Annotated in this window: 17 protein-coding genes; 12 read left to right on the top strand and 5 right to left on the bottom strand. The window is 72.9% G+C overall.

Annotation, left to right across the window (positions count from 1 at the left end; translation table 11 throughout):
* Nucleotides 1-12: 12 nt before the first annotated feature.
* Together ACZ45Z_RS01645 and ACZ45Z_RS01650 are read left to right on the top strand one after the other, a co-directional pair.
* The gene (locus ACZ45Z_RS01645; protein ID WP_468354346.1) at nt 13-351 is read left to right on the top strand and encodes a hypothetical protein; all 339 of its coding nucleotides are present in this window, start codon (nt 13-15) and stop codon (nt 349-351) included.
* A 45-nt stretch (nt 352-396) separates the two neighbouring features.
* Nucleotides 397-1,953 carry a recombinase family protein gene (locus ACZ45Z_RS01650; RefSeq protein WP_468354348.1) on the top strand — a complete coding sequence of 519 codons (1,557 nt, stop codon included), beginning with the start codon at nt 397-399 and terminating at the stop codon, nt 1,951-1,953.
* On the opposite strand, the gene sph is transcribed toward ACZ45Z_RS01650, so the two are convergent.
* Complete coding sequence (gene sph / locus ACZ45Z_RS01655) at nt 1,950-2,933, bottom strand: sphingomyelin phosphodiesterase (protein ID WP_468354350.1); 984 nt, start codon at nt 2,931-2,933, stop codon at nt 1,950-1,952. The genes ACZ45Z_RS01650 and sph overlap by 4 nt on opposite strands.
* Nucleotides 2,934-3,111: 178 nt before the next feature.
* Here sph and ACZ45Z_RS01660 point away from each other — a divergent pair, with 178 nt between their 5' ends.
* Nucleotides 3,112-3,987, top strand: a complete 876-nt coding sequence (locus ACZ45Z_RS01660) for an oxygenase MpaB family protein (protein ID WP_468354352.1) — start codon at nt 3,112-3,114, stop codon at nt 3,985-3,987.
* 69 nt (nt 3,988-4,056) lie between these two features.
* On the opposite strand, the gene ACZ45Z_RS01665 is transcribed toward ACZ45Z_RS01660, so the two are convergent.
* Nucleotides 4,057-5,559, bottom strand: coding sequence for a M1 family metallopeptidase (locus ACZ45Z_RS01665; protein ID WP_468354354.1), 1,503 nt, complete (start codon nt 5,557-5,559; stop codon nt 4,057-4,059).
* Between the two features lie 197 nt (nt 5,560-5,756).
* Here ACZ45Z_RS01665 and ACZ45Z_RS01670 point away from each other — a divergent pair, with 197 nt between their 5' ends.
* The 6 genes from ACZ45Z_RS01670 to ACZ45Z_RS01695 all read left to right on the top strand — a co-directional run bounded on the left by ACZ45Z_RS01670 (nt 5,757) and on the right by ACZ45Z_RS01695 (nt 15,016).
* Nucleotides 5,757-7,727: a Xaa-Pro dipeptidyl-peptidase gene (locus ACZ45Z_RS01670; protein WP_468354356.1), complete on the top strand. Its 1,971-nt coding sequence runs from the start codon at nt 5,757-5,759 to the stop codon at nt 7,725-7,727.
* Nucleotides 7,724-9,136: a M14 family metallopeptidase gene (locus tag ACZ45Z_RS01675; RefSeq protein ID WP_468354357.1), complete on the top strand. Its 1,413-nt coding sequence runs from the start codon at nt 7,724-7,726 to the stop codon at nt 9,134-9,136. Before ACZ45Z_RS01670 ends, ACZ45Z_RS01675 begins: the two co-directional genes overlap by 4 nt.
* An 85-nt stretch (nt 9,137-9,221) precedes the next feature.
* Nucleotides 9,222-10,919, top strand: a complete 1,698-nt coding sequence (locus ACZ45Z_RS01680) for a BCCT family transporter (protein ID WP_468355521.1) — start codon at nt 9,222-9,224, stop codon at nt 10,917-10,919.
* Nucleotides 10,920-11,014: 95 nt separating this feature from the next.
* Nucleotides 11,015-12,073 carry an oxidoreductase gene (locus ACZ45Z_RS01685; RefSeq protein ID WP_468354358.1) on the top strand — a complete coding sequence of 353 codons (1,059 nt, stop codon included), beginning with the start codon at nt 11,015-11,017 and terminating at the stop codon, nt 12,071-12,073.
* Between the two features lie 219 nt (nt 12,074-12,292).
* Nucleotides 12,293-12,835 carry a TrmH family RNA methyltransferase gene (locus ACZ45Z_RS01690; RefSeq protein WP_468354359.1) on the top strand — a complete coding sequence of 181 codons (543 nt, stop codon included), beginning with the start codon at nt 12,293-12,295 and terminating at the stop codon, nt 12,833-12,835.
* A 219-nt stretch (nt 12,836-13,054) separates the two neighbouring features.
* Nucleotides 13,055-15,016: an FUSC family protein gene (locus ACZ45Z_RS01695; RefSeq protein ID WP_468354360.1), complete on the top strand. Its 1,962-nt coding sequence runs from the start codon at nt 13,055-13,057 to the stop codon at nt 15,014-15,016.
* A gap of 49 nt (nt 15,017-15,065) precedes the next feature.
* On the opposite strand, the gene ACZ45Z_RS01700 is transcribed toward ACZ45Z_RS01695, so the two are convergent.
* A complete protein-coding gene (locus tag ACZ45Z_RS01700) occupies nt 15,066-17,504 on the bottom strand; it encodes a Tex family protein (protein ID WP_468354361.1) in 2,439 nt (812 codons plus the stop codon).
* A gap of 125 nt (nt 17,505-17,629) precedes the next feature.
* Nucleotides 17,630-18,502 (bottom strand): SCO6745 family protein, encoded by an 873-nt coding sequence (locus ACZ45Z_RS01705; protein WP_468354363.1) that lies wholly within the window; start codon nt 18,500-18,502, stop codon nt 17,630-17,632.
* A gap of 171 nt (nt 18,503-18,673) precedes the next feature.
* Here ACZ45Z_RS01705 and ACZ45Z_RS01710 point away from each other — a divergent pair, with 171 nt between their 5' ends.
* The gene (locus ACZ45Z_RS01710; RefSeq protein ID WP_468354365.1) at nt 18,674-19,636 is read left to right on the top strand and encodes a GlxA family transcriptional regulator; all 963 of its coding nucleotides are present in this window, start codon (nt 18,674-18,676) and stop codon (nt 19,634-19,636) included.
* A 77-nt stretch (nt 19,637-19,713) separates the two neighbouring features.
* A complete protein-coding gene (locus ACZ45Z_RS01715) occupies nt 19,714-20,358 on the top strand; it encodes a DJ-1/PfpI family protein (RefSeq protein WP_468354367.1) in 645 nt (214 codons plus the stop codon).
* A 97-nt stretch (nt 20,359-20,455) separates the two neighbouring features.
* Here ACZ45Z_RS01715 and ACZ45Z_RS01720 read toward each other — a convergent pair whose 3' ends face one another.
* Complete coding sequence (locus tag ACZ45Z_RS01720) at nt 20,456-21,232, bottom strand: enoyl-CoA hydratase/isomerase family protein (RefSeq protein WP_468354369.1); 777 nt, start codon at nt 21,230-21,232, stop codon at nt 20,456-20,458.
* A 54-nt stretch (nt 21,233-21,286) separates the two neighbouring features.
* Here ACZ45Z_RS01720 and ACZ45Z_RS01725 point away from each other — a divergent pair, with 54 nt between their 5' ends.
* Entirely contained in the window at nt 21,287-22,930 is a 1,644-nt protein-coding gene (locus ACZ45Z_RS01725) for an ABC-F family ATP-binding cassette domain-containing protein (protein WP_468354371.1), read from the top strand.
* Nucleotides 22,931-22,938 lie beyond the last annotated feature (8 nt).

The raw sequence follows: 22,938 nt of genomic DNA on the forward strand, positions 1-22,938 counted from the left end.
GCGGCGGCAGTGATGATCACTATCGTAGGGCTCGCGCTCATCGCACACGCGACATACACGGACCACGTCGCGACATGGCGCCTGGGTCTCGCGGTCCTCGTCATCGGGGTCGCCGCCCTCGTTGACGCCCGCAATCGCTGTTACACAGAGAGACTGATAGCCCGTCAGGCAGAGGTCGCCAGCCTCACCGTCCGCGAACGGTGGCGGTACGCCGAGATGGGGTGGAAGGCTGCCAGGCTCGACGCCATCGAAGGCGGGGCGGAACGTGATGAAGACGGCGATGCGCAGGTCGTGCACCTGCCCGGCGCCCGCTCTCCTTCCAAGGCTCGGAAGAACGGCAGCGCGTCATAAATAGGGTGCAATATGGGTGCGCGCGGAAATCTCTATGTTCCCGCAATGTCGTCGATCACAAGCGCCGAACTAATTCCCGTGATCGGGTATGCGCGAGTTTCGACGTGGCGCGAAGAAATGATCAGCGTCGACATTCAGAAAAGCGTCGTAGAAGAAGCGGCTGCCCGCCGCGGGCGCTATGTCGCGCACTGGATCGAAGACCCAGATCAATCGGGGCGCCACTTCAAACGCAAGATTATGCAGGGCATCGAGATCGTCGAGGAAGACGACAATCCCCTGCGAGAAATTTGGGTGTGGAAGTTCTCGCGCTTCGGCCGTAACCGACACGGCGTCGCAATCAACCTCGCCAGGATCGAGGATGTCGGCGGCGAACTCATCAGCGCTACTGAAGATATCGACTCGAAGACAGCGGTCGGCCGTTTCACACGCGGCATGCTGCTCGAAGTCGCCGCCTTCGAGAGCGACCGCGCCGGCGAGCAATGGAAGGAGACGCACGAGCTTCGCCGCAGCATGGGCCTACCGGCCACAGGGGGCAAGCGCTTCGGGTACACCTGGTTCCCGCGCCGCATCCCAGACGGTCAGGGCGGGTGGACGCTGCAAGACGAGCGATACGAAGCGCATCCGGATACCGCAGAGTTGTCCCTCGAAGGGCTCCAGGGGTACAACGCCGGCAAAACCGGCTACGGAAAGATCGCCATCAGGTGGAACGAGCTCGGCGTGCTCAACACCCGCGGCCGACCGTGGCAAGACCAGACCGTTCGGTGGTACTACGACAGCGGGTTCGGCGCCGGGCTGCTTGTTACGCACCGAACCGACGTTCAATGCGGCGATCCCGGCCGCTGCCAGAAGCCACCCCACTACGACCACCGTCCGGCAGAGCACGAAGGCATCTGGTCGGGGGAGGAGTGGGACGAGTACAGCGAACGGCGAGCCGCTCGCAGAACCACGCCCCGCCGTTCCCTGTCGCCGGCATACCCGCTTTCCGGGCTGATTCGCTGCGGCGTATGCCAGTCATTCCCGGTCAACGACAACTCGCGAGGCCCTTGTTACGCCTACAACTGCGGTGCGCTCTCACGGCACGCTGTCAGGCACGCGGTCGTATGGATCCGCCGAATCATCGTCGAGGGCGAGGTGCGCCGTTGGCTCTCGACCGTCCGCGACGAGATCGACGACATCGTCGCCGGCCGGGTGGTGATCCCGCAGCCGCGCAAGGCTCCCGACGTCAAGAAGAAGCGCAAGCGCCTCGAACAGGAGATCGCCAAGCTGACGGGCGCCCTCGATCGGGCCTCGGAAGGCTTCACGCTCGGCGACATCCCGCGCGACTCGTACCTGCGCACCCGTGACAAGTTCGCCGGGCAGCGCGCCGAGCGACAGAAGGAACTCGACGCGCTGCCGGGTGACGAGGGGCCGCAACTCGGCCCGATGCCTTACCGCGAGACTGTGCAGGGGCTGCTCGACGAGTGGGACACAATCAGCGTCCCGTCGAAGCGGGTCATGCTTGCCTCGATCGTCCGCCGAGTAGAGATCGCCCCGAACAAGACCGTGTTCGTCGTACCCGTGTGGGCGCCGGCGGACGAGCAGGAGAGCGTGAAGAGCGCCTAGCCGACTGTACCCATTACAGGATAATGGTCGGAAAGGTTGGTGTAGGTGTAGTCCTTGCCCCAACTGGAGACCGTCCAGGGCGCCGACTCCTCCTTGACCACCTCGTTGGTCCAGCCCGCCGGGCGGGCGTGGCCCTTGCGGTGCAGGACGTAGTCCAGGTCCTCGCGGGGGTCGGTGGGGTAGCGGTACTTCGCGATGGAGTTGTCGCGGGTGTCGAAGGAGTACGGGTGGCCCGTGCGGGTGTCGGCGGGGGCCAGGTCGGCGTTGGCCAGCAGCGCGTCGTATTCGGCGCTGTGCGAGTCGATGTTCAGGTCGCCGGCGACCATGACCTCTTCGTCCGCCGGGATGTTCTTGGCGTCCAGGAACGCGTCCAGCTCCTTGAGCTGCTTGGCGCGGTCCGCGGCCGCCTCGCCGGCGGCGCAGCCGGAGTCGGTGGACTGGGTGTGCGTGCCGACGACGTGCGCCCTGGTGCCGTCGACGTCCAACACGGCATAGACGAAGCCCTTGTTGGAGTAGGAGTCCGAGCCGCAGGCGTCCTTGTAGACGTACTGCTCCTTGCGCACGACCGGCCACTTGCTCAGCAGGGTCACCCCGCCGTCCTCCGGGGTGACGGAGGAGTAGGCGCCGCCGGTCGCGTCCCAGCCGCTCTTGCCGCGCCCCACGACGGGCGTCTGGTGCGGGTACTGCGCCGCGGCCCGGGACTTCAGGGCGTCGGAGGAGGAGTTGTCGAAGGCTTCCTGGAGCACGACGACGTCGTGGCCCTGGAAGAAGTCCGCGGCCGCTATCGCCTGCGCGCGGTGGTCCTGGCCCCAGTTGGGATAGAGGTTCTTGCTCATGAGGAAGGCGTTGTAGGACAGCACCTTCAGGTGGGGAGGGGCGGGGGCGGCCGACGCGGTGGGTGACGCGGCGGCGAGCGTGGCGGCGGCCAGAGCCGTGGCGAGGGCGGCGGCCCGATAGGTGCGCGGCGCGGAGTGCGGCACTGAATCTCCCTGTGGGGGTGGGGACATGATCCGGCGACGTTCATCCAACCAGCTCCGGTTACTTCTAGGTAACCTCCTGGGGGGTGCGAGATTTACCGGCCGTGGCCGTCCGGCCTCCGACACCGCCCCCGGGAGCGCCGTAAAGCCACCCCCGGACCGCCGTAAAATGGTTTTTGCGATGAAGGCGGTGCGAAACGACCCGATTCCCCCGCCGCCCGGAGGAGTGCTCTGGACCCTGGCAGGGGACATCCGCATGCTGCTGACCCTGCCCGCGGCGCTCACGATGCAGGTCGCCCACCCGGCGGTCAGCGCGGGCGTGGACGACCACTCCGTCTTCCGCACCGACCCGTGGGGCCGCGGCGCCCGCTCGCTGACCTCGCTCCAGCTCTGGGTCTACGGCGGGCCGGACGCGGCCGAGGAGGGCCGCCGGCTGCGCCGCCTGCACAAGAGCATCCAGGGGACCGACGCCCACGGCAGGAAGTACCACGCGCTCAGCCCCGCGCACTACGCCTGGGTGCACGCCACCGGGTACCCCGTCTTCCGGCACGCCCAGCGCTATCTGGGCCGCCCGTTCACCGAGGCGCAGGAACGGCAGCTCTACGCCGAGTGGCTCCGCGTCGGCCGGGTACTGGGCCTCCACGACCGGGACATGCCGCAGACCATCGAGGCGTTCTGGCCGTACTACCACCGCATACTCGACGACACCCTCGAAAGGACCGCCGTCGTCGAGGAGTTGGTCGCCACCGACCGGCCGCTGCCGGCCCCCGACCGAGGCCCCCGGCCCGTACGGCTGCTGCTCCGCCTGGCCTGGCCGCTGCTGGGGCCCCGGCTGGCCCGCTTCCGGCGCTTCGTCACGATCGGACTGATGCCGCCCGACGCCCGCCGCGCGATCGGACTGGAGTGGAGCCCGGCCCAGGAGCGCCGGCTGCGCCGCTTCGGCCGGGTCGTGCGCGCCGTCCTCCCCGTGCTCCCCGAGCGGCTGCGGTACATGCCCCTGGCGCGCCGGGCCCGGCGCGCCGCGCGCCGAGAGCGCCGAATGCGCGGCGGCGCCTGACGGGCCGCCGTCGCGGCGGGCGCCTCCCGCCGCGACGTGGGACGGCCGGCGCCGGGCGGCGCCGGCCGGTCAGTGCCCGTGCACGTCGTGCGTGGCCGCGATCGCCTTCCACGACGTGGGCTGCGCGACGGGCGCCCGCTGCGCCCCGAACGCCTGCTTCACCGCGCCCGCCGACGGCTTGGACGGCTGGAACAGCCACGTGTCGAAGAAGGCCGCCAGCGGCTTGCCGGACTTCTCCTCGGCGAACTTCACGAAGTCCGCGACCGAGGCGTTGCCGTACTTGTGCTCCGTCGGCCAGGACTTCAGCAGATCGAAGAACACCGTGTCGCCGACCTTGGCGCGCAGCGCCTGGAGGGCCAGCGCGCCACGGTCGTAGACCGCGCCGTCGAACTGGTTCTCCGCGCCCGGGTCACCCGGCTTGACCGTCCAGAACGGATCGTCGGCCGGATGCTGGGCGTAGACGTAGTCCGCGAGTTCCTGAGCGGTGCCCTCGCCCTCCTTCTCCGACCACAGCCACTGGCTGTAGGCGGCGAAACCCTCGTTGATCCAGATGTCCTTCCAGTCCTTGAGGGACACGCTGTCGCCGTACCACTGGTGCGCGAGTTCGTGCACGACCACGGAGACGTTGGTGCCCTTGTCGAAGGCCTTCTTGCCGTAGAAGGGGCGGGTCTGGGTCTCCAGCGCGTACCGGGCCGGCACGTTGGGCACATAGCCGCCCACCGCGTTGAACGGATACGGCCCGAAGACGCCCTCCAGCCACTCCGTGATCTCGGTGGTGCGCTCGATGCTCGCCCGCGCCGATCCCTCGTTCGCGCCGAGGTCCGGGCTGATGGCGTTGATCACCGGCAGGCCGTTCGCGGTCCGGTCGGTGGTGATGTCGAACTTGCCGACGGCCAGCGTCGTCAGATACGTCGCCTGCGGCTTGTCCGAGCGCCAGTTGTAGCGCGTCCAGCCCAGCTTGGAGGACTGCGAGGCCAGCACGCCGTTGCTCAGCGCCTGGGTGCCGTCGGGGACCGCCACCGAGATGTCGTACGTCGCCTTGTCGGTGGGGTGGTCGTTGCTGGGGAACCACCACACGGCGGCGTCCGGCTCCTGCGCCACCACACCGCCGTCGGGTGTCCGCGCCCAGGCGCTGAAGCCGTCGATCTTCAGCTCGGAGGGCTTGCCGGCGTAGCGCACGACGACGCTGACCCGCTTGCCCTTCTCCAGCGGCGCCGCCGGGGTGACCTCCAGCTCGTGCTTGCCGGACGTGGTGAAGGCCGCCTTCTTGCCGTCGACCCGGATCTCGCTGACCTTGAGGCCGAAGTCCAGGTTGAACCGGGACAGTTGCTGGGTGGTCGTGGCGAGCAGCGTCGCCGTGCCCTCCAGCAGGTCCGTCTCCGGCTGGTACTTGAGCCGCAGGTCGTAGTGGGAAACGTCGTATCCGCCGTTTCCGCTCTCGGGGTAGTAGGTGTCGCCCACACCGGGAGCGCCGGGCGTGCCGTCTTCGCCGGCCGTGGTCGCCGCCGATGCCGGGATCGCCAGCAACAGGCTGAGGGCGGCCGCGCCCGGGACGAGGAGTCTGTGACGCACGAGTCCTCCAACTCGTAGGGGAGGTGGAACCGTTCAGACCATATGCACGCGAGGCGACCGACGTCATGCCCATGGCCGCATCTGACACATGACCGACATGAAACACCCCGCGCCCCTTCCGCTCCCCGTCTCCCACGGCGGACGCGCCGGCCCACGCGCCCTTACGCACAGGAGTTCGGCCGCGCTACCGTCCGCCCGTGACGATTCGCGCGCGGGTCCCCCGCATCCCCACGGCGCTCGCGGTGACGGCCGTCGTCGCCCTGCTGTCCGCCCTGACCGGCCCGGCCACCGCCCACGCGGCGCCCGGCGAGAGCAGACCCGTCTACTCCTACGACCGCGCGATACGCGAATCGGTCTGGGTGGACACACGGCTCGACGGCGACGCGGACGGCAGGACCGACCGGGTCGCCGTCGACATCGTGCGGCCCTCCGAACCCGCCCGGCAGGGCCGCCGCATACCCACGATCATGGACGCCAGCCCCTACTACTCCTGCTGCGGACGCGGTAACGAGAGCCAGAAGAAGACCTACGACGGCCAGGGACGCCCGGCCCTGTTCCCGCTGTTCTACGACAACTACTTCGTGCCGCGCGGCTATGCGACGGTCCTGGTCGATCTCGCGGGCACCAACCGCTCCGACGGCTGCGTCGACGTCGGCGGACGCTCCGACATCCAGTCGGCCAAGGCCGTCGTCGACTGGCTGAACGGCCGGGCCCGCGCCTACGACGCCCGCACGGGCGGCAGGCCCGTCACCGCCGGCTGGGCCGACGGCGACACCGGCATGATCGGCAAGAGCTGGGACGCCACCGTCGCCAACGGCGTCGCGGCCACCGGCGTCGAAGGTCTCAAAACCATCGTCCCCATCGCCGGCATCTCCTCCTGGTACGACTACTACTTCGCCAAGGGCGCCCCGCTCTACGCCGCCGGCCCCGACAACCTGGCCGGCTACGTCGAGAGCGCCGAAACGCGCCGGCGCTGCGCCGCCGTCCAGCGCCGGCTCGCCGAGGGCGCGCCGCGCAGCGGCGACTGGACCGATCTGTGGACCGAGCGGGACTACGTCCCCGACGCGGGCAAGGTCCGCGCCAGCGTCTTCATGGTCCACGGCATGCAGGACCTCAACGTCCGCACCCGCCACGCCGGCCGGTGGTGGGACGCCCTCGCCCGGCACGGCGTCGAACGCAAGGTCTGGCTGTCCCAGACCGGGCACGTCGACCCCTTCGACTTCCGCCGCGCCGACTGGGTCCGCACCCTGCACCAGTGGTTCGATCACTACCTGATGGGATACGACAACGGCATCGATCGCGCACCGATGGCCGACATCGAACGCGCGCCCGGCACCTGGTCCACCGACGCCCGCTGGCCCGCGGCCGGCACCACGCCCACCACGCTCCGGCCGCGCGGCACGACCACCCCCGGCGTCGGCGTCCTGGGCACCGAGCCCGCGCCGCCGGGCACGACCGCGGCGTTCACCGACGACCCGCGGCTGGGCGAGGCCGACTGGGGCGCCCGTGTCGATGAGCCGACCGCGGCCAAGGCCGGCTTCCGCACCGGGACGCTGACCGCGCCGCTGCGGCTGTCCGGCTCCGGCAAGGTCACCGTGACCGCCACCCCGAGCACCTCCACCGCCCACCTCTCGGCCGTCCTGGTCGACCTCGGCCCCGACACCATCCGCGACTACGCCGCCGACGGCGAGGGCATCACGACGCTGGAGGAGCGCACCTGCTGGGGCGCGGGTACCCCGGCCGACACCGGCTGCTTCAAGGAAACCGCCGCCGACACCCGGCGGGTCGCCCACACCGTCGTCAGCCGCGGCTGGGCGGACCTCGGCAACTACGCCGACGACCACAAGGGCCGGCCGCTCACCCCCGGCACGCCGTACACCCTCACCCTGGACCTGGCCGCGACCGATCACGTCGTACCCGCCGGACACCGCCTCGCGCTCATCATCGCCGGAACCGACGCGGGCCTGATCGACCCGCCGCCCTCCCGGCCGACGCTCACCCTCGACCTGGCCCGCACCCGCGCCGAACTGCCGCTGACCGGTGGCGCCCGGGCCTTCGCGCGGGCCACCGCCGGCACGCGGCCCACCGAGGGCGCCGCGGGGGCCCCGCTGGTGGGCATCGCCCCGCCCGCCCCCAGCGGCCTGCCCGAGGGAGGCGCCGCCTCGTGACACTCCGCTCCCGCGGCCGGTCGATCGCCCGGCGTGCCGGACAGGCCGTCGCCCTCGGCGCGCTGGCCGTCTCGCTGACCGCCGCCCTCGGCGCGAGACCGCCGGGCCCGCCCGTCGGCGCCGCCGTCCCCCGCCAGCCCCGCACGGGCTTCGAGACCAGCGACGGCGCCCGCTGGACCAGCCAGTCCCAGGAGCGGGACTTCCTCGCCGCCGTCGACCGCGCCTCCGCGCGGGTCCGCGTCGACCGGGTCGGGGTCACCTCACAGGGGCGCCCTCTGCGGCTCGTACGGATCGGCGCCCCGGCCCCGCCGCGCCCCGAGGACGTCCGGCGCGGCAACTCCGTCCTGCTGGTGTGCTCCCAGCACGGCGACGAGCCCGCCGGGCGCGAGGCATGCCTGACCACCATCCGCGCCCTGGCGTTCGCCCGGGACCGGGCCACCCGGCGCTTCCTGGGCCGCACCAGCGTGCTGGTCCTGCCCACCGCCAACCCCGACGGGCGGGCCGCCGACTCCCGTGGCAACGCGGCCGGCCTGGACGTCAACCGCGACCACCTCGCCCTGCGGACCCCCGAAGCCCGCGCGATGGCCGCCGTCCTGCGCGACTACCGCCCCGACACCGTCTACGACCTGCACGAATACGACGCCACCGAGCCGTACTACGCCAAGGACCTGCTGACGCTGTGGCCGCGCAACCTCAACACGGCGGACGCGGTGCGCCGCGAAGCCCGGCTGATGACCCGGGACTTCGTCGAGCCCGCCGTGCGCCGGGCCGGCTTCAGCACCGGCGTCTACGGAATCTGGACCGACCCGGTGACCGGCGACCCCGTCCGGCAGGTCGCCGGCGACGGGCAGGAGCGGATCCTGCGCAACACCGTGGGCGTCAAGGGCTCCGTAGGGCTGCTCGTCGAGAGCCGCGTCGACGCTCCCTCGGCCACCGGCCGGGGGGACCCCCCTCTCATCCGGCTCGCGGTCGCGCCGAAGGCCGATCCCGCGCGCGACAACCGGCGCCGCGTCGACTCCCAGCTCGCCGCGCTGAAAGGCGCCCTGACCTTCGTTCGACGGCATCGCGCCCCCGTCGAAGCGGCCACCACGGCCGCGCGGCTGGCCGGCTTCACCGACCACGGCCCGGTCTACCTCGGCGGCGCCGACAACGAACCCCCCACCGGCGCCGAGATCCTCGCCGACCCGCCCTGCGCCTACCGCCTCGACGCCGCGCGCTTCGCACGGATCAAGAACGTCCTCGCGACCCACGGGGTGACCTGGCGGCGCGACGGCGACGGCGTGCTCGTGCCCCTGCGCCAGCCGCTGCGGGCTCTGGTGCCCCTCCTCCTCGACGCGCGGGCCACCTATCACCTCGCGGTCGCGACGCCCGTGCGGGTCTGCCGCACTATCCCAGGCGACAGCGGGTAGGGGCAGAGCAAATATGGCCAATTGAAAGGTCAACGCGTTGACGGACAGAGTCAAGGAAGAGAGCGGCGGGGACGGCGCGCCGCATCTGGCGGACCTCCCCGGTGAACCGCACCGCACCGGGCCCCCGCAGACCGACCGCGTGGTCTTCGGAGTGACCGCGCTGCTCACCCTGGCGTTCATCGCCTGGGGAGCCGGCAGCACCGAATCACTCAAGAGCGTATCGACAGCGATGCTGAACTGGGTGATAGACAACGGCGGTTGGGCATTCGTGCTCTCCGCCTCCGCATTCGTCATCTTCGCCATCTGGCTTGCGGTCAGCAAGTACGGCCGGATCACTCTCGGAAAGGAGGGCGAAGGGCCCGAATTCCGCACCGTGTCCTGGGTCGCGATGATGTTCAGCGCCGGCATGGGCATCGGCCTGATGTTCTACGGCGTCAGCGAACCCCTCGGGCACTTCATGACGCCGCCACCGGGCACCGACCCCAAGGACGCCGCCCAGGCGATGGACACGGCGATGGCCACCACGCTGTTCCACTGGACGCTGCACCCCTGGGCCATCTACGCCGTCGTGGGGCTGGCCATCGCCTACAGTTGCTTCCGGCGGGGGAGGCGGCAAACCATCAGCGCGGTGTTCACGCCACTGATCGGCAAGCGGCGGGCCAACGGCTGGGGCGGCCGGGTCATCGACATCCTGGCCATCTTCGCCACCCTCTTCGGCTCCGCGGCCTCACTCGGTCTCGGTGCCCTCCAGATCGGCAGCGGCATCAAGGTGCTGGGCTGGATGGACAGCGTCAGCACCACCCTGCTCGTCGCCATCATCACCGTCCTGACCATCGCCTTCATCCTGTCCGCGGTCTCCGGCATCGCCAAGGGCGTCCAACTGCTGTCCAACATCAACATGGTGCTGGCGCTGATCCTGGCCGTCTTCGTGTTCGTGGCCGGGCCGACCATCCTCGTCCTCGACCTGCTGCCGACCTCCATCGGCTCGTTCATCGGCGAACTGCCGCAGTTGGCCGGCCGTACGCAGGCCAGCAGCGGCGACGAGGTGGGCGGCTGGCTGCGTAGCTGGACCGTCTTCTACTGGGCGTGGTGGATCTCCTGGACGCCCTTCGTGGGCATGTTCATCGCCCGGATCAGCCGCGGCCGGACGATCCGCCAGTTCATCGGCGGCGTCATCCTCGTGCCGAGCGTGGTCAGCCTGGTGTGGTTCGCCGTGTTCGGCGGCTCGGCCATGAAGCTCCAGGCCGGCAAGCACCTCAGCGGATCGGGCACGCCCGAGGGACAGCTCTTCGACGTGCTGCACCAGTACCCGGTCGCGACCGTCACCAGCATCCTGGTCATGGTCCTCGTCGGCATCTTCTTCGTCTCCGGTGCCGACGCCGCGTCCATCGTGATGGGCACCCTGTCGCAGAAGGGATCCTTCGAGCCCAGCCGGCCCGTGGTGGTCTTCTGGGGTGTGGTCACCGGCGCGGTCGCCGCGGTCATGCTGCTGATCGGCGGCGGCTCCGGCGACGCCCTGACGGGCCTGCAGAATCTGACGATCCTGGTGGCGGTGCCGTTCCTGCTCGTGATGATCGCGATGTGCTGGGCGCTCCTGCGCGATCTGCGCACCGACCCGCTGATCGTGCGCGGGCAGCGGGGTGAGGAAGCCGTCGAAATGGCCGTCATCGCCGGCCACGAACAGTACGACGGCGACTTCGCCTTCCGGATCGGACCGGGCGACGGCGTTCCGGAGGAGCCGGCGGAGCAGGAGGCGGAACCGGAGGTCGGCAAGACCCCCTGAGCGGCGCCCCTTTCGCGCGGAGGGCAGTGAATCACCGGCCCTCCGCGCGGGAAGGGAAGCGTTCCCCGCGCCCCCCATGTGGGGATACTCGGGATATGTCTGCGGAACCGGCGGAATACGCGTCCTTCGGGCTGACCCCGGCCATGCGCCCCGGCGGCGTGCTCTCCAACGGTGCCTACCAAATACACCGGGATTTCCTGGACTTCAGCATCAACGGCCGCCCGCTGCTGCTGCGCCTGTCCGACCTCGACGCGGTCTCGCCGCTCGCCGCCGACGTGGGCCCCTCCCTCTTCGCCGCACGGGTACGGCGGCTCCTGTTGGAGGGCGAGCCCCCACTGGGCGGCGGACGTCGGATGATCTACGGCTGCCCCGAGTGCGAGGGCCTGGCCTGCGGCGCCGTCACCGCCGTCATCGAACGCGCCGGCCCCGACTTCGTCTGGCGCGATTTCGCCTGGCAGACCGACGAAACCGTGGACCTGTGGCTCAACGGCTACCCGGGCATCGGCCCGTTCCGGTTCCGCGGCGCGCAATACCGCGCCGCGCTGGAACGCCTGCTGACCGCCGACGAGAGCCCGCCCGCTCCCGGAGCCGGCCGGGTCCTGCTCATCGGCCGCCGGACCGCCGTGGCGACGCGACTGGCCGCGGCGCTGCGCGGAATCCGCATCGGCGCGGAGATCACCCGCGACGCGACCGCCGCCGCACCGGCGGAACTCCGCTCCTACGGCGCCGTGGCCCTGGGCCGCAGCCTGACCAAGGCCGAACGCGCCGCCACGCACCGGGCGTTCGCGGACGCCGGATCGTCCGCCGTCCTCGTCGACTGCCTCGCCCCCGTCATCCCGCTGCTCGTCGCACAGATCGAACAGGCGCTGGACCGCTGCCCGCCGGCCGACCGCCGGCTGCTGCGCCTGGCCGCCGGGCGCGAGAGCGCCACCCTCACCGTCGCCGTCCCGTGCTGGGTACAGCTCAGCGGACACTGCCTCGACCGGCTCCGCCGACCGCGGACGACCGTGTTGTTCGACGGCCAACTGCCGCCCGGCGACCATGAGGTGACGCTGGACGCCTCGATGCGCGCCGGCGAGGCGTTCGTGGTGGCGCGGACGACCGGGGGCGTGCGCGTGGCACGGGTGGGCGGCGATCCGGAGACCGCGCGGTAGGGCGACAGACGGTGAGCCGGTCCGGGCGCGGCGACGTCGGGCGGGCGGAAAAGGCGGCGACAGGGCGGGGCGCGGCGGCGTAGCGTGGGGCGGCCGGCGCCGGATGGGCGGCGGCCACCACGACGATGGCCCGGGCGCGCCGCCAAGCGCTCAGACGATGACGACGCAGAAGATCTTCCATGCCGGTGCGAGATTCCGGAGGGCCGCCTCCGCCGCGCGATGACCGGCCGCGCGCGACGCGCTCCCGCACCCGCCATCCGGCCCCGTACGCCCGGCGAACTCCGCCGCACCCGGCGCCCCCGCGCCCACTCCTGCTGGGACCACCTCTACGCCGCGCCCCTGTGGCCGCTGCACGGCGCCAACCTGGGCACCCTGCTGCGCACCTGCGACGCGGTCGGCGCGTGCCTGACCGTGCCCCGCTTCCCCTGGGTGCCCGAGGCACTGGAACGCGGCAACACCCTGCGCCGGCCCGCCTGTGTGCACTGGACCGGCGATCCGGTCGGCTGGCTGGAGCGGCAGCGCGAGCGCGGGCTGCGGGTGGTGGGCGTGGAACTGGCCGACGAGGCGGTACGGCTCGCCGACCTGCCGGCCGCCCGTGAGCCCACGGTCATGGTGCTCGGCCACGAGCAGCACGGCATCCCGCCCGAGGCGCTGGATCTCCTGGACGCGGTGGTGGAGATCCCGATGGTCGGCACGGGCGCCAGCCTCAACGTCGCGGTGGCGGGGTCCCTGGCGCTCTACAAGCTGGCGGGGCTGGTGTGAGCGGAGGGTACGGCCCACTGCGCTTCGTGGTGCGGCCCGGCCGGGCGGGAGTACGGCCGGAGAGCCCGCCGGGAGAAGTACGCGCGCCCGTGATCTTGGTGTAACCCTCCGGCCGCCACCCGGACAAACCCGGACCTTAGGCTGGTAGCAGCACCGTTGGCCGATGACGCCCCTCGGATCCGCTCACCGCCATCCGCCCGCCGTCGTCTGAGGAGGCCCATGCCTCGCGCGCAGCGCGCCGTCCCCGCCTGGCTCGCTCACCCCTTCCGCTGGCAGCGGCTGCCCGTCCCGTGGCCCGCCGTCGCCCGGGGCGCGCTGTGCGCGGGTCCGCTGCTGGGCGCCGGAATCGCCACCGGCCACCAGGCGGCCGGCGTCCTGGCAGCCCTCGGCTCGATGCTCGCCGGCGTCAACGACCGCCCCGGCACCCGCCGCACCGGCATCGTCCACATCGGCCTGCCCGCCGTCGCCTCGGCGCTCGGCATGCTCATCGGCGCCGCGCTGGGGGCGGCCGGCGCGGGCTGGTGGCTGGTGCCGGCCCTGTTCGCCGTCGGTTTCGTCTCCGGCGCGGGCAGCGTGGCCGGGCCCGTACGCTCCAACGCCGGCATGCAGATGCTGGCCACCACCATCCTCGGCGCGGGCATGCCGCTGCCCGGCGCGCCCTGGACGAAGGCGCTCTACGTTCTCGCCGGCTGCCTGTGGCTGCTCCTGCTGCGCCTCGTGCTGCGCTCCCCGCGCCCCGCCGGCGGCCCGCTCAGCGGCGAGCGGGCCGCGGTGGCCACCGTCTTCGACGCGCTCGCGGACGCCCTGGAGGCGGTCGGCGGGCCCGGCGCGGAGCCCGCCCGACGCCGGCTGACCGCCGCGCTGGACCGCGCTGACGAGGCGTTGCGGCTGCGTCATCTGACCGGCGGCCTGCTGCGCGGGCCGGCCCGCGCGGAGGAAGCCCTGCTGGCCGAGCGGTTCGCCGCGGCGACCGCCCTGTGCGAGGCGAGCGTCGCGCTCCTGTGGGAGGGCCGCCCGCTGCCGCCGCGCGTCGCGCGAAGCCCCCGGGAGTTCGCCGAGGCCCTGCGCACCGGCCGACCGCCGGGCCGGCTCTCCGCCCCCGAGACCAGCTCGGCCGCCCGCGGCGCCTTCGACCGGGCCCTGCTCGACGCGGCCGTCGCCTTCGCCCGCCCGCGGCCGCTGCCCCGGACGCGCCCCGCCCCGTCCACGGCACGTGGCCCCCTGGGCGTGAACAGCCGCCCGGCGCGGCGCGGGCGCGGCCTGCTGGGGCCCGCCGGCCGGGACTACGGCCTGCGGGTCGCCGTCTGCGTCGCCGCCGCCACCGCCGTGGCCCTCCTCCTGCGTGCCGACCACTGGTACTGGCTCCCCGCCACCATCACCTTCCTGGTCAAGCCGGACCTGGGCCCGCTCTTCTCCCGTACGGTCAACCGCTTCGCCGGCACCGTCGCCGGCGTCCTTCTCTTCGCCGGGGCCGGCCTGCTGCTGAGCGGAGCGTGGTGGCCCGCCCTGGTGGCCGGTCTCGGCGGTGCGCTGCTGCCGTTCGCCCTCCGCCACTTCGCCCTGCAAACCGTCGCGATCACCCTGATGGTGCTGTCGTTCGTCCACGTCAGCGGCGATCCGCAGGCCGCCGCCGAGCGGATCGTCGACACCTCCCTGGCCTGCGGCATCGTGCTGGTCGTCGGCCATCTGCCGAGGCTGGCCGATCCGCGCCGCCGCGTCGGGCAGCGGGTGGCCGCGGCCCTGCGCGCCACCGAGCGCTTCCTGCGGCACGTCCTGACCGCGGCGCCGGACCAGGACCCGACCGAACGGCTCGCGCTGCGCCGGGCCGCTTACCGGGCGCTGGGCGAGGCCCGGGCCGCGGCGGAGACCGCCGCGGCCGAACTCCTCGCCGCCCGCGACCGCAACCCCGACTGGCCGACCGTCGTCACCGCCGCCGAACGCATCCTGGACGCCGCCACCGCCTGCGCCGTACGCCTCGACCACGGCGCCCGCCGCCCGACCGCCGACGACGCCCGACGCCTGTGCCGGGCCCTGACGGCGATGGCCGACGCCCTCGGCGCGCCCCGCCGCGCGGCCGCCGGCACACCCGCCCCCGACCTGCGTCCCGTACCCGACTGCGCCACCCTCACCGACGTGGCCACCGAACTGGAGAACCTGCGGGGCTACGCGGACACGACCTGACGCACACCGGCGCGCGGCGTCACCCGCCGGTGGCCGCCGCCGGCCCGCCTCAGCGGCCGCCCCGCTCCTTGCCCAGGAGTCCGGCCCGCCGCAGTGCGTCGGCCATCGCGTCGTTGGCCGGAGCCGCCTCGCGGGCGCCGCGCGGCGCCGCGCCGCCCTGCCGCTGCCGCGGCGTCCCGCCACGACCGCCCGCGCCACCGCGCTGCCCGCCGCCCGGGGCACCACGGCGCTCACCGCCCGCGCCACCACGGCGCTCACCGCCGCCCGCCGGCGCGGCCTTGCCGTGCTCGTCGTCCAGCCGCAGCGTCAGCGAGATCCGCTTGCGCGGAATGTCGACATCGAGCACCTTCACGCGCACGATGTCGCCCGGCTTCACCACCTCCCGCGGGTCCTTGACGAACGTCTTCGACATCGCCGAGACATGGACCAGACCGTCCTGGTGGACGCCCACGTCCACGAACGCCCCGAAGGCGGCGACGTTGGTCACCACGCCCTCCAGCAGCATTCCGGGCGTCAGGTCACCGATCTTCTCCACGCCCTCCTTGAACGTCGCGGTCTTGAACACCGGACGCGGGTCCCGGCCCGGCTTCTCCAGCTCCTGGAGGATGTCGGTCACCGTCGGCAGACCGAAGGAGTCGTCCACGAAGTCGGCGGCGCGCAGCGTGCGCAGCACCGTGGCGTTGCCGAGCAGCGACGCGACGTCGGCGCCCGCCGACTTCACCATCCGGCGCACCACCGGATACGCCTCCGGGTGCACGCTGGAGGCGTCCAGCGGGTCGTCGCCGCCCCGGATCCGCAGGAAGCCCGCGCACTGCTCGTACGCCTTCGGGCCCAGCCGCGCCACGTCCTTGAGGGCCTTGCGGGAGCGGAAGGGACCGTTGCTGTCGCGGTGGGCGACGATGTTCTCCGCCAGGCCCGACCCGATGCCCGACACCCGCGAAAGCAGCGGCGCGGAGGCGGTGTTGACGTCGACGCCGACACCGTTGACGCAGTCCTCGACGACCGCGTCCAGGGAGCGCGAGAGCTTCACCTCGGACAGGTCGTGCTGGTACTGGCCGACGCCGATCGACTTGGGGTCGATCTTGACCAGCTCGGCCAGCGGGTCCTGGAGCCGGCGCGCGATGGACACCGCGCCGCGCAGCGACACATCCAGCTCGGGCAGCTCCTGCGAGGCGAACGCGGACGCGGAGTACACCGAGGCGCCCGCCTCGGAGACCATCACCTTCGTCAGCTTCAGCTCGGGATGGGCGGCGATCAGATCGACCGCCAGCTTGTCGGTCTCCCGGGAGGCGGTGCCGTTGCCGATCGCGATCAGCTCGACGCCGTGCTCCCGCGCCAGGCGGGCCAGCGTGGCCAGCGAGGCGTCCCACTTCTGCTGCGGCACATGCGGGTAGATCGTCTCCGTGGCCGCCACCTTGCCCGTCGCGTCGACGACCGCGACCTTCACCCCCGTACGGAAACCGGGGTCCAGGCCCATCGTCGCGCGCGTCCCGGCGGGCGCCGCCAGCAGCAGATCGCGCAGGTTCGCGGCGAAGACCCGTACCGCCTCGTCCTCGGCGGCCTGCCGCAGCCGCAGCCGCAGATCGATGCCCAGGTGTACCTGCACCCGGGTCCGCCAGGCCCAACGCACCGTGTCCTGAAGCCACTTGTCGGCGGGACGGCCCCGGTCGGCGATGCCGAAGCGGCGGGCGATGGCCTGTTCGTAGGCGCTGGGCCCGTCGGTCACCACGGACGGGTCCTCCGGCTCCAGGGCGAGGTCGAGGATCTCCTCCTTCTCGCCGCGGAACATCGCCAGCACCCGGTGCGAGGGCAGTTCGGTGAACGGCTCCGCGAAGTCGAAGTAGTCGGCGAACTTCGCGCCGGCCTCCTCCTTGCCCTCGCGCACCTTCGCCGCCACCCGCCCGCGCGCCCACATCCGCTCGCGCAGCTCGCCGACCAGGTCCGCGTCCTCACCGAACCGCTCGGTCAGGATCGCCCGCGCGCCCTCCAGGGCGGCGGCCGGATCGGCGACCCCCTTGTCCGCGTCCACGAACGCCGCGGCGGCCGCGGCCGGCTCCACCGACGGATCGCTCAGCAGCCCGTCGGCCAGCGGCTCCAGACCCGCCTCCCGGGCGATCTGCGCCTTGGTGCGCCGCTTGGGTTTGAAGGGGAGGTAGATGTCCTCCAGGCGGGCCTTGGATTCGGCGCCGCGGATCCGCGCCTCCAAAGCGGCGTCCAGTTGGCCCTGGGAGCGTACGGACTCCAGGATCGCGGTGCGCCGCTCCTCCAGCTCCCGCAGATACCGCAACCGTTCCTCAAGGGCGCGCAACTGCGCGTCGTCGAGCATCTCGGTGGCTTCCTTGCGGTAGCGCGCGATGAACGGGACGGTCGAGCCCCCGTCGAGCAGTTCGACCGCGGCCTTCACCTGCCGCTCCCGGACGCCGAGCTCCCCGGCGATCCTCGCTTCGATGGACCCGAGGGTCCCGATGGGCTCAGTGGATGCCGTCACGTTGATCCCGACCTGCCTTCCCGCGCTTGCCTGAGCCTGCATTGTGCCGGGTGGGGCCCCTGGCTGTCGCACCGCCCGGCCGGGACGCCGGGGTGCGAGCGGCCGCCCGTACCCCGGCGCACGGCTCATCCCTTGCCGAACATCGCGGCGGGGAAGGCCCCGCCCTCCATGGCGGTCGTGGTGAACCCGGTCGCCAGCTCGGTCAGCCGGGCCACCCCGTCGGCGCCCAGGTGTTCGTACGGCGCCCGGTCCAGCCGGTCGGTGGTGCGCTCCAGGTCCTTGCGCAGTTGTATGCCGGCCTCGGTCAACTCGCCCTCGGCGTCCAGGAGACCGCGCTCGCGCAGCCGCTCCTGCGCCGCCGCCCAGTCCTCCTGCGACCAGCCGCGGGTGGCCATGACGCCCTGGTAGCTCATGCCCCGGCCGCTGGCGTTGTGGGTGACCAGCGCCTCCAGGCCGTCCAGTTCGGCGTCGAGCAGCGCGAGCAGGTGGCCGTCGCCGCGGTGTTCGCGCAGCAGCGTCGCGGCGTGCCAGTACGCCAGGTGCGGGGCCTCCGGCACCGGCAGGTCGGCGTGCGCGGCGTACAGCGGGCGGCCGGGGCGCGAACACGCCTCCGTGGCGCGCAGGGCCAGCTTCGCCGCCTCCGCCATCTCCGGGGAGCCCACAGCCTCCTCGCCGAGCAGCCGGCGCAGGGTGACATCGGCCGCGCGCAGCCGGGCCTCCAGCACGGCCTGCGGGGTCGTGACCGACCACACGTGCGGGATGTGCTCGGCGACGAGGGCGTGGTTGAAGTTGTAGAAGGTGGCCGTGATGGTGCCCGGACCCACCGCGCCCATGGCGGCGCCGCGCGCGGCGAAGTAGGCGGCGCTGCGGTTCTCGATGCCGGCCTTGGCCAGTTCGGCGGGGAAGTCGGGCGAGAAGTAGTGGGTGGAGTGGAACGGGTTGATGACGTTGTGGCAGTGACGCCCGGCGTGCTCGGGCAGTGCGCGGGAAGAGGTCATGCGGGCAGGTTACCGACCCGTTGGTATGGCGGTGGTTCCAGGGCGCCGGCGGTGGTCGCGGGGCCCGCACCTCCCTGACGGCCACCTGGCCGGAACCCGGCGGTACCCATGGCAGTAAAGGTGGGAAACCCGTCATTGCCGCCACGGCCGCCGCTGCCCAGGATGGACGGCATGGAACAACGCGACGTGCTGGTCCTCCTCTTCGACGGCCTCCAGAGCCTCGACGTGAGCGGCCCGGTCGAGGTCTTCGCCGGCGCCGCCCAGGCCGTTCCCGGCGCCTACCGCCTGCGCACCGCCGGCCTCGACGGCGCCCCGGTGCGCACCACCAGCGGACTGACGCTCACCCCCGACGTCGCACTCGCCGACGCCGAGGTGCCGCACACGCTCCTGGTGCCCGGCGGCCAGGGCACCCGTGCCCCCGACCCGCGCCTGATCGACTGGCTGCGCACCCACGCGCCGCGCGCCCGGCGGCTGGTCTCGGTGTGCAGCGGGGCGTTCCTGCTGGCCGAGGCCGGGCTGCTGGACGGCCGCCGCGCGACGACCCACTGGAACCTGTGCGACACCCTCGCCGCGCGCTTCCCCGCCGTCCGCGTCGAGCCCGAACCGATCTACGTACGCGACGGCGACCTCGCCACCTCCGCGGGCGTCACCGCGGGCATCGACCTGGCGCTGGCCCTGGTGGAGGAGGACCACGGCCGGGATCTCGCCCTGACCCTCGCCCGCCACCTGGTCGTCTTCCTGCGCCGGCCCGGCAACCAGACGCAGTTCAGCGCCCAGCTCGCCGCCCAGACCGCCGAGCGGCGGCCGCTGCGTGACGTCCAGCGCTGGATCGCCGAGAACCCGGAGGCCGACCTGTCCGTCGACGCCCTCGCCGCCCGGGCCGGCCTCTCGCCCCGCCATTTCGCCCGCGCCTTCCGCGACGAGGTCGGGATGACGCCCGGGCGCTACGTCGACCGGGTGCGTCTGGAGTCCGCCCGCCGCCGCCTGGAGGACAGCGTCGACGCCATCGAGAAGATCTCCCGCCGCTGCGGCTACGGCACGCCCGAGGCGATGCGCCGCGCCTTCGTACGGACCCTGGGGACCTCCCCGGCCGAATACCGCCGCCGGTTCCAGCCGCCCCGGCCCGCCCTCTGACCATGGCCCCGGCCACCGCTCCCCACCGCTCACGACACCGAGCCCCCACCCACTCCCCAAACCGACGGGAATCAGCCATGCAGATCGCGATCCTCCTCTACGACCGCTTCACGGCCCTGGACGCCGTGGGCCCCTACGAGACCCTCTCCCGCCTGCCCGGCGCGCGCACCGTGTTCGTCGCCGAGCGCACCGGCGCGCACCGCACCGACACCGGCGCGCTCTCGCTGGTCGCCGACGCCGCGCTGGCCGACGTCACCGCGCCCGACATCCTCGTCGTGCCCGGCGGCCCCGGCCAGATCGCGCAGATGGCGGACGGCCCGCTGCACGAGTGGATCCGCGCCGTGGACGCGGGCACCACCTGGACCACCTCGGTGTGCACGGGCTCACTGATCCTGGCGGCGGCGGGCCTGCTCAAGGGCCGCCGCGCGACAAGCCACTGGCTCGCCCTGGACCAGTTGACCGGGCACGGCGCCGAGCCGACCGGGGAACGGGTGGTCTTCGACGGCAAGTACGTCACGGCCGCCGGGGTCTCCGCCGGCATCGACATGGGCCTGACCCTGGCGGGCCGGATCGCCGGGGACGCCGTGGCGCAGGCGGTCCAGTTGGGAATCGAGTACGACCCGCGGCCGCCCTACGACGCGGGCGCCCCGGACAAGGCCCCCGCCGAGATCACCGCGGCGCTGCGGGAGCGCAGCCGGTTCGTGCTCGCCGGGGAGGTGTGAGCGCGGCGGCACCCGGGGGCGCGGCAGCCGGTGACCGGGGCGGGGGAGGGGGCGCCCGGCGCAGGGGAGCGGGCGCCCGCACCGCGCCCCGGCCGCCTCAGCCGGCGGGCCAGGTGAAGCGCGGCGTCCGGCGCTCCAGGAACGCGGCGGCACCCTCCGCGGTGTCGCCGCTGGCCCGCGCCTGGGCCGCCCAGTACGCCCCCCGCTCGGCGGCCGCCTCCGGCGCCACGTCCCAGGTGCCGTCGGCCAGTTCCTTGGCCGCGTGCTGCGTCAGCCGCGAACGGCCCGCCAGCACCGCCGCGAGGTGGGCCACCCGCTTGTCGAGTTCCCCCTCGGGCAGCACCTCGTCCACCAGCCCCGTACGCAGCGCCCGCGCGCAGTCGATCAACTCGCCGGAGAACAGCAGGTACTTGGCGGCGGAGGGGCCGATGAGCCGGACCAACCGCCGGGTGCTGGACGCCGGATAGACGATCGCCAGCTTCGCGGGCGTCACACCGAACAGCGTGCCCTCCTCGGCGAACCGCAGATCACAGGCGGCCGCGAGCTGGCAGCCGCCGCCCACGCAGTAGCCGCGTATCGCCGCCAGCGTCGGCCCGGGAAAGGCCGCCAGCGCCTCCTCGGCCGCCACCGCCAGGCCCTGCGACTCCACCGCCCCCGCCGCGTCCCGCAGAGACCCGATATCCGCGCCGGCGCAGAACGTCCCGCCCTCGCCGGTCAGCACCAGCGCCCGCACGCGGTCATCACCCGCCAGCCGTTCCAGCAGCGGCGGCAGCTCCCGCCACATCCGCGCGGTCATCGCGTTGCGCTTGGCGGGATTGCTGAGGGTGACGGTCGCTGTCCCGTCGCTGACGTGCGTCTTCAGGGCCGGTTCCATGCCGGGATAGTAGAGCGACCGCCGCCCGGGCGGCCCGATACGATCGGCGGCCTGATGTCAGCAACCCTTGTCGCCAAAGACCTCGCCGCCGGCCACGGCGAGCGCGTCCTGTTCTCCGGTCTCGATCTCGTCGTCGCCCCCGGCGATGTGATCGGCCTCGTCGGCGCCAACGGCGCGGGCAAGTCCACGCTGCTGCGCCTGCTGGCCGGCCTGGACACCCCGGAGGAGGGCAAGCTCGCGCTCAGCCCGCCCGCCGCCACCGTTGGCCACCTCCCCCAGGAGCCCGACCGGCGCCCCGGAGAGTCCGTACGCGCCTTCCTCGCCCGCCGCACCGGCGTCAGCGACGCCCAGCTCGCCCTGGACGCCGCCACCCAGGCGCTCGTCGACGAGCGGCCCGGCGCGGACGACGCCTACGCCACCGCCCTGGAGCGCTGGCTCGCGCTGGGCGCCGCCGACCTGGACGAGCGGGCCGAGGAGACCGCGGCGCAGCTCGGCCTCACCATCGGCCTCGACCAGCCGATGACGTCCCTGTCCGGCGGCCAGGCCGCCCGCGCCTCCCTCGCCTCGCTGCTGCTCTCCCGTTACGACATCTTCTTGCTCGACGAGCCCACCAACGACCTCGACCTGGACGGCCTGCGGCGCCTGGAGTTCTTCGTCACCGGGCTGCGCGCCGGCACGGTCCTGGTCAGCCACGATCGCGAGTTCCTGACCCGTACGGTCAGCCGCGTCGTCGAACTCGATCTCGCCCAGCAGCAGGTCAACACCTTCGGTGGCGGCTACGCCTCGTATCTGGAGGAGCGCGAGCGGGCCCGGCGGCACGCCCGCGAGGAGTACGAGGAGTACGCCGACACCAAGGCCGCCCTGGAGACCCGCGCCCACACCCAGCGCAACTGGATGGAGAAGGGCGTCAAGAACGCCCGGCGCAAGGCCCCCGACAACGACAAGATCGGCCGCAAGGGGCGGGTGGAGGCCACCGAGAAGCAGGCGTCGAAGGCCAAGCAGACCATGCGCCTGATCGAGCGGCTCGATGTCGTGGAGGAGCCCCGCAAGGAGTGGGAGCTGCGGATGGAGATCGCGGCGGCGCCCCGCGCCGGTGCGGTGGTGGCCACCCTGCGCGGCGCCGAGGTCCGGCGCGGCGACTTCCGCTTCGGCCCGGTGGACCTCCAGATCGACTGGGCGGACCGGGTCGCCATCACCGGCCCCAACGGTTCGGGCAAGTCCACCCTGCTCGCCGCCCTCCTGGGCCGGCTCCCGCTGGACGCCGGACAGGCGTCGCTCGGGCCGGGCGTGGTGGTCGGCGAGGTCGACCAGGCGCGCGGCCTCTTCGTCGGCGACGAGCCGCTGATGGACGCCTTCCGGGCGTCCGTCCCCGACCTGTCGCCCGCCGACGTCCGCACGCTGCTGGCGAAGTTCGGGCTGAAGGCGGCCCATGTGCTGCGCCCGGCGCGCACCCTGTCGCCGGGGGAGCGGACGCGGGCCGCGCTGGCCCTGCTCCAGGGCCGCGGGGTCAACCTCCTCGTCCTGGACGAGCCGACCAACCACCTCGACCTGCCCGCGATCGAGCAGTTGGAGGCCGCCCTCGCGTCGTACGCGGGCACGCTGCTGCTGGTCACCCACGACCGCCGGATGCTGGACGCGGTGCACACCACCCGCCGCATCGAGGTCGATGCGGGGCGGATCGCGGACCGGACGGTGTGAGGACGGGC

This window comes from Streptomyces sp. NPDC031210 (assembly GCF_055570395.1).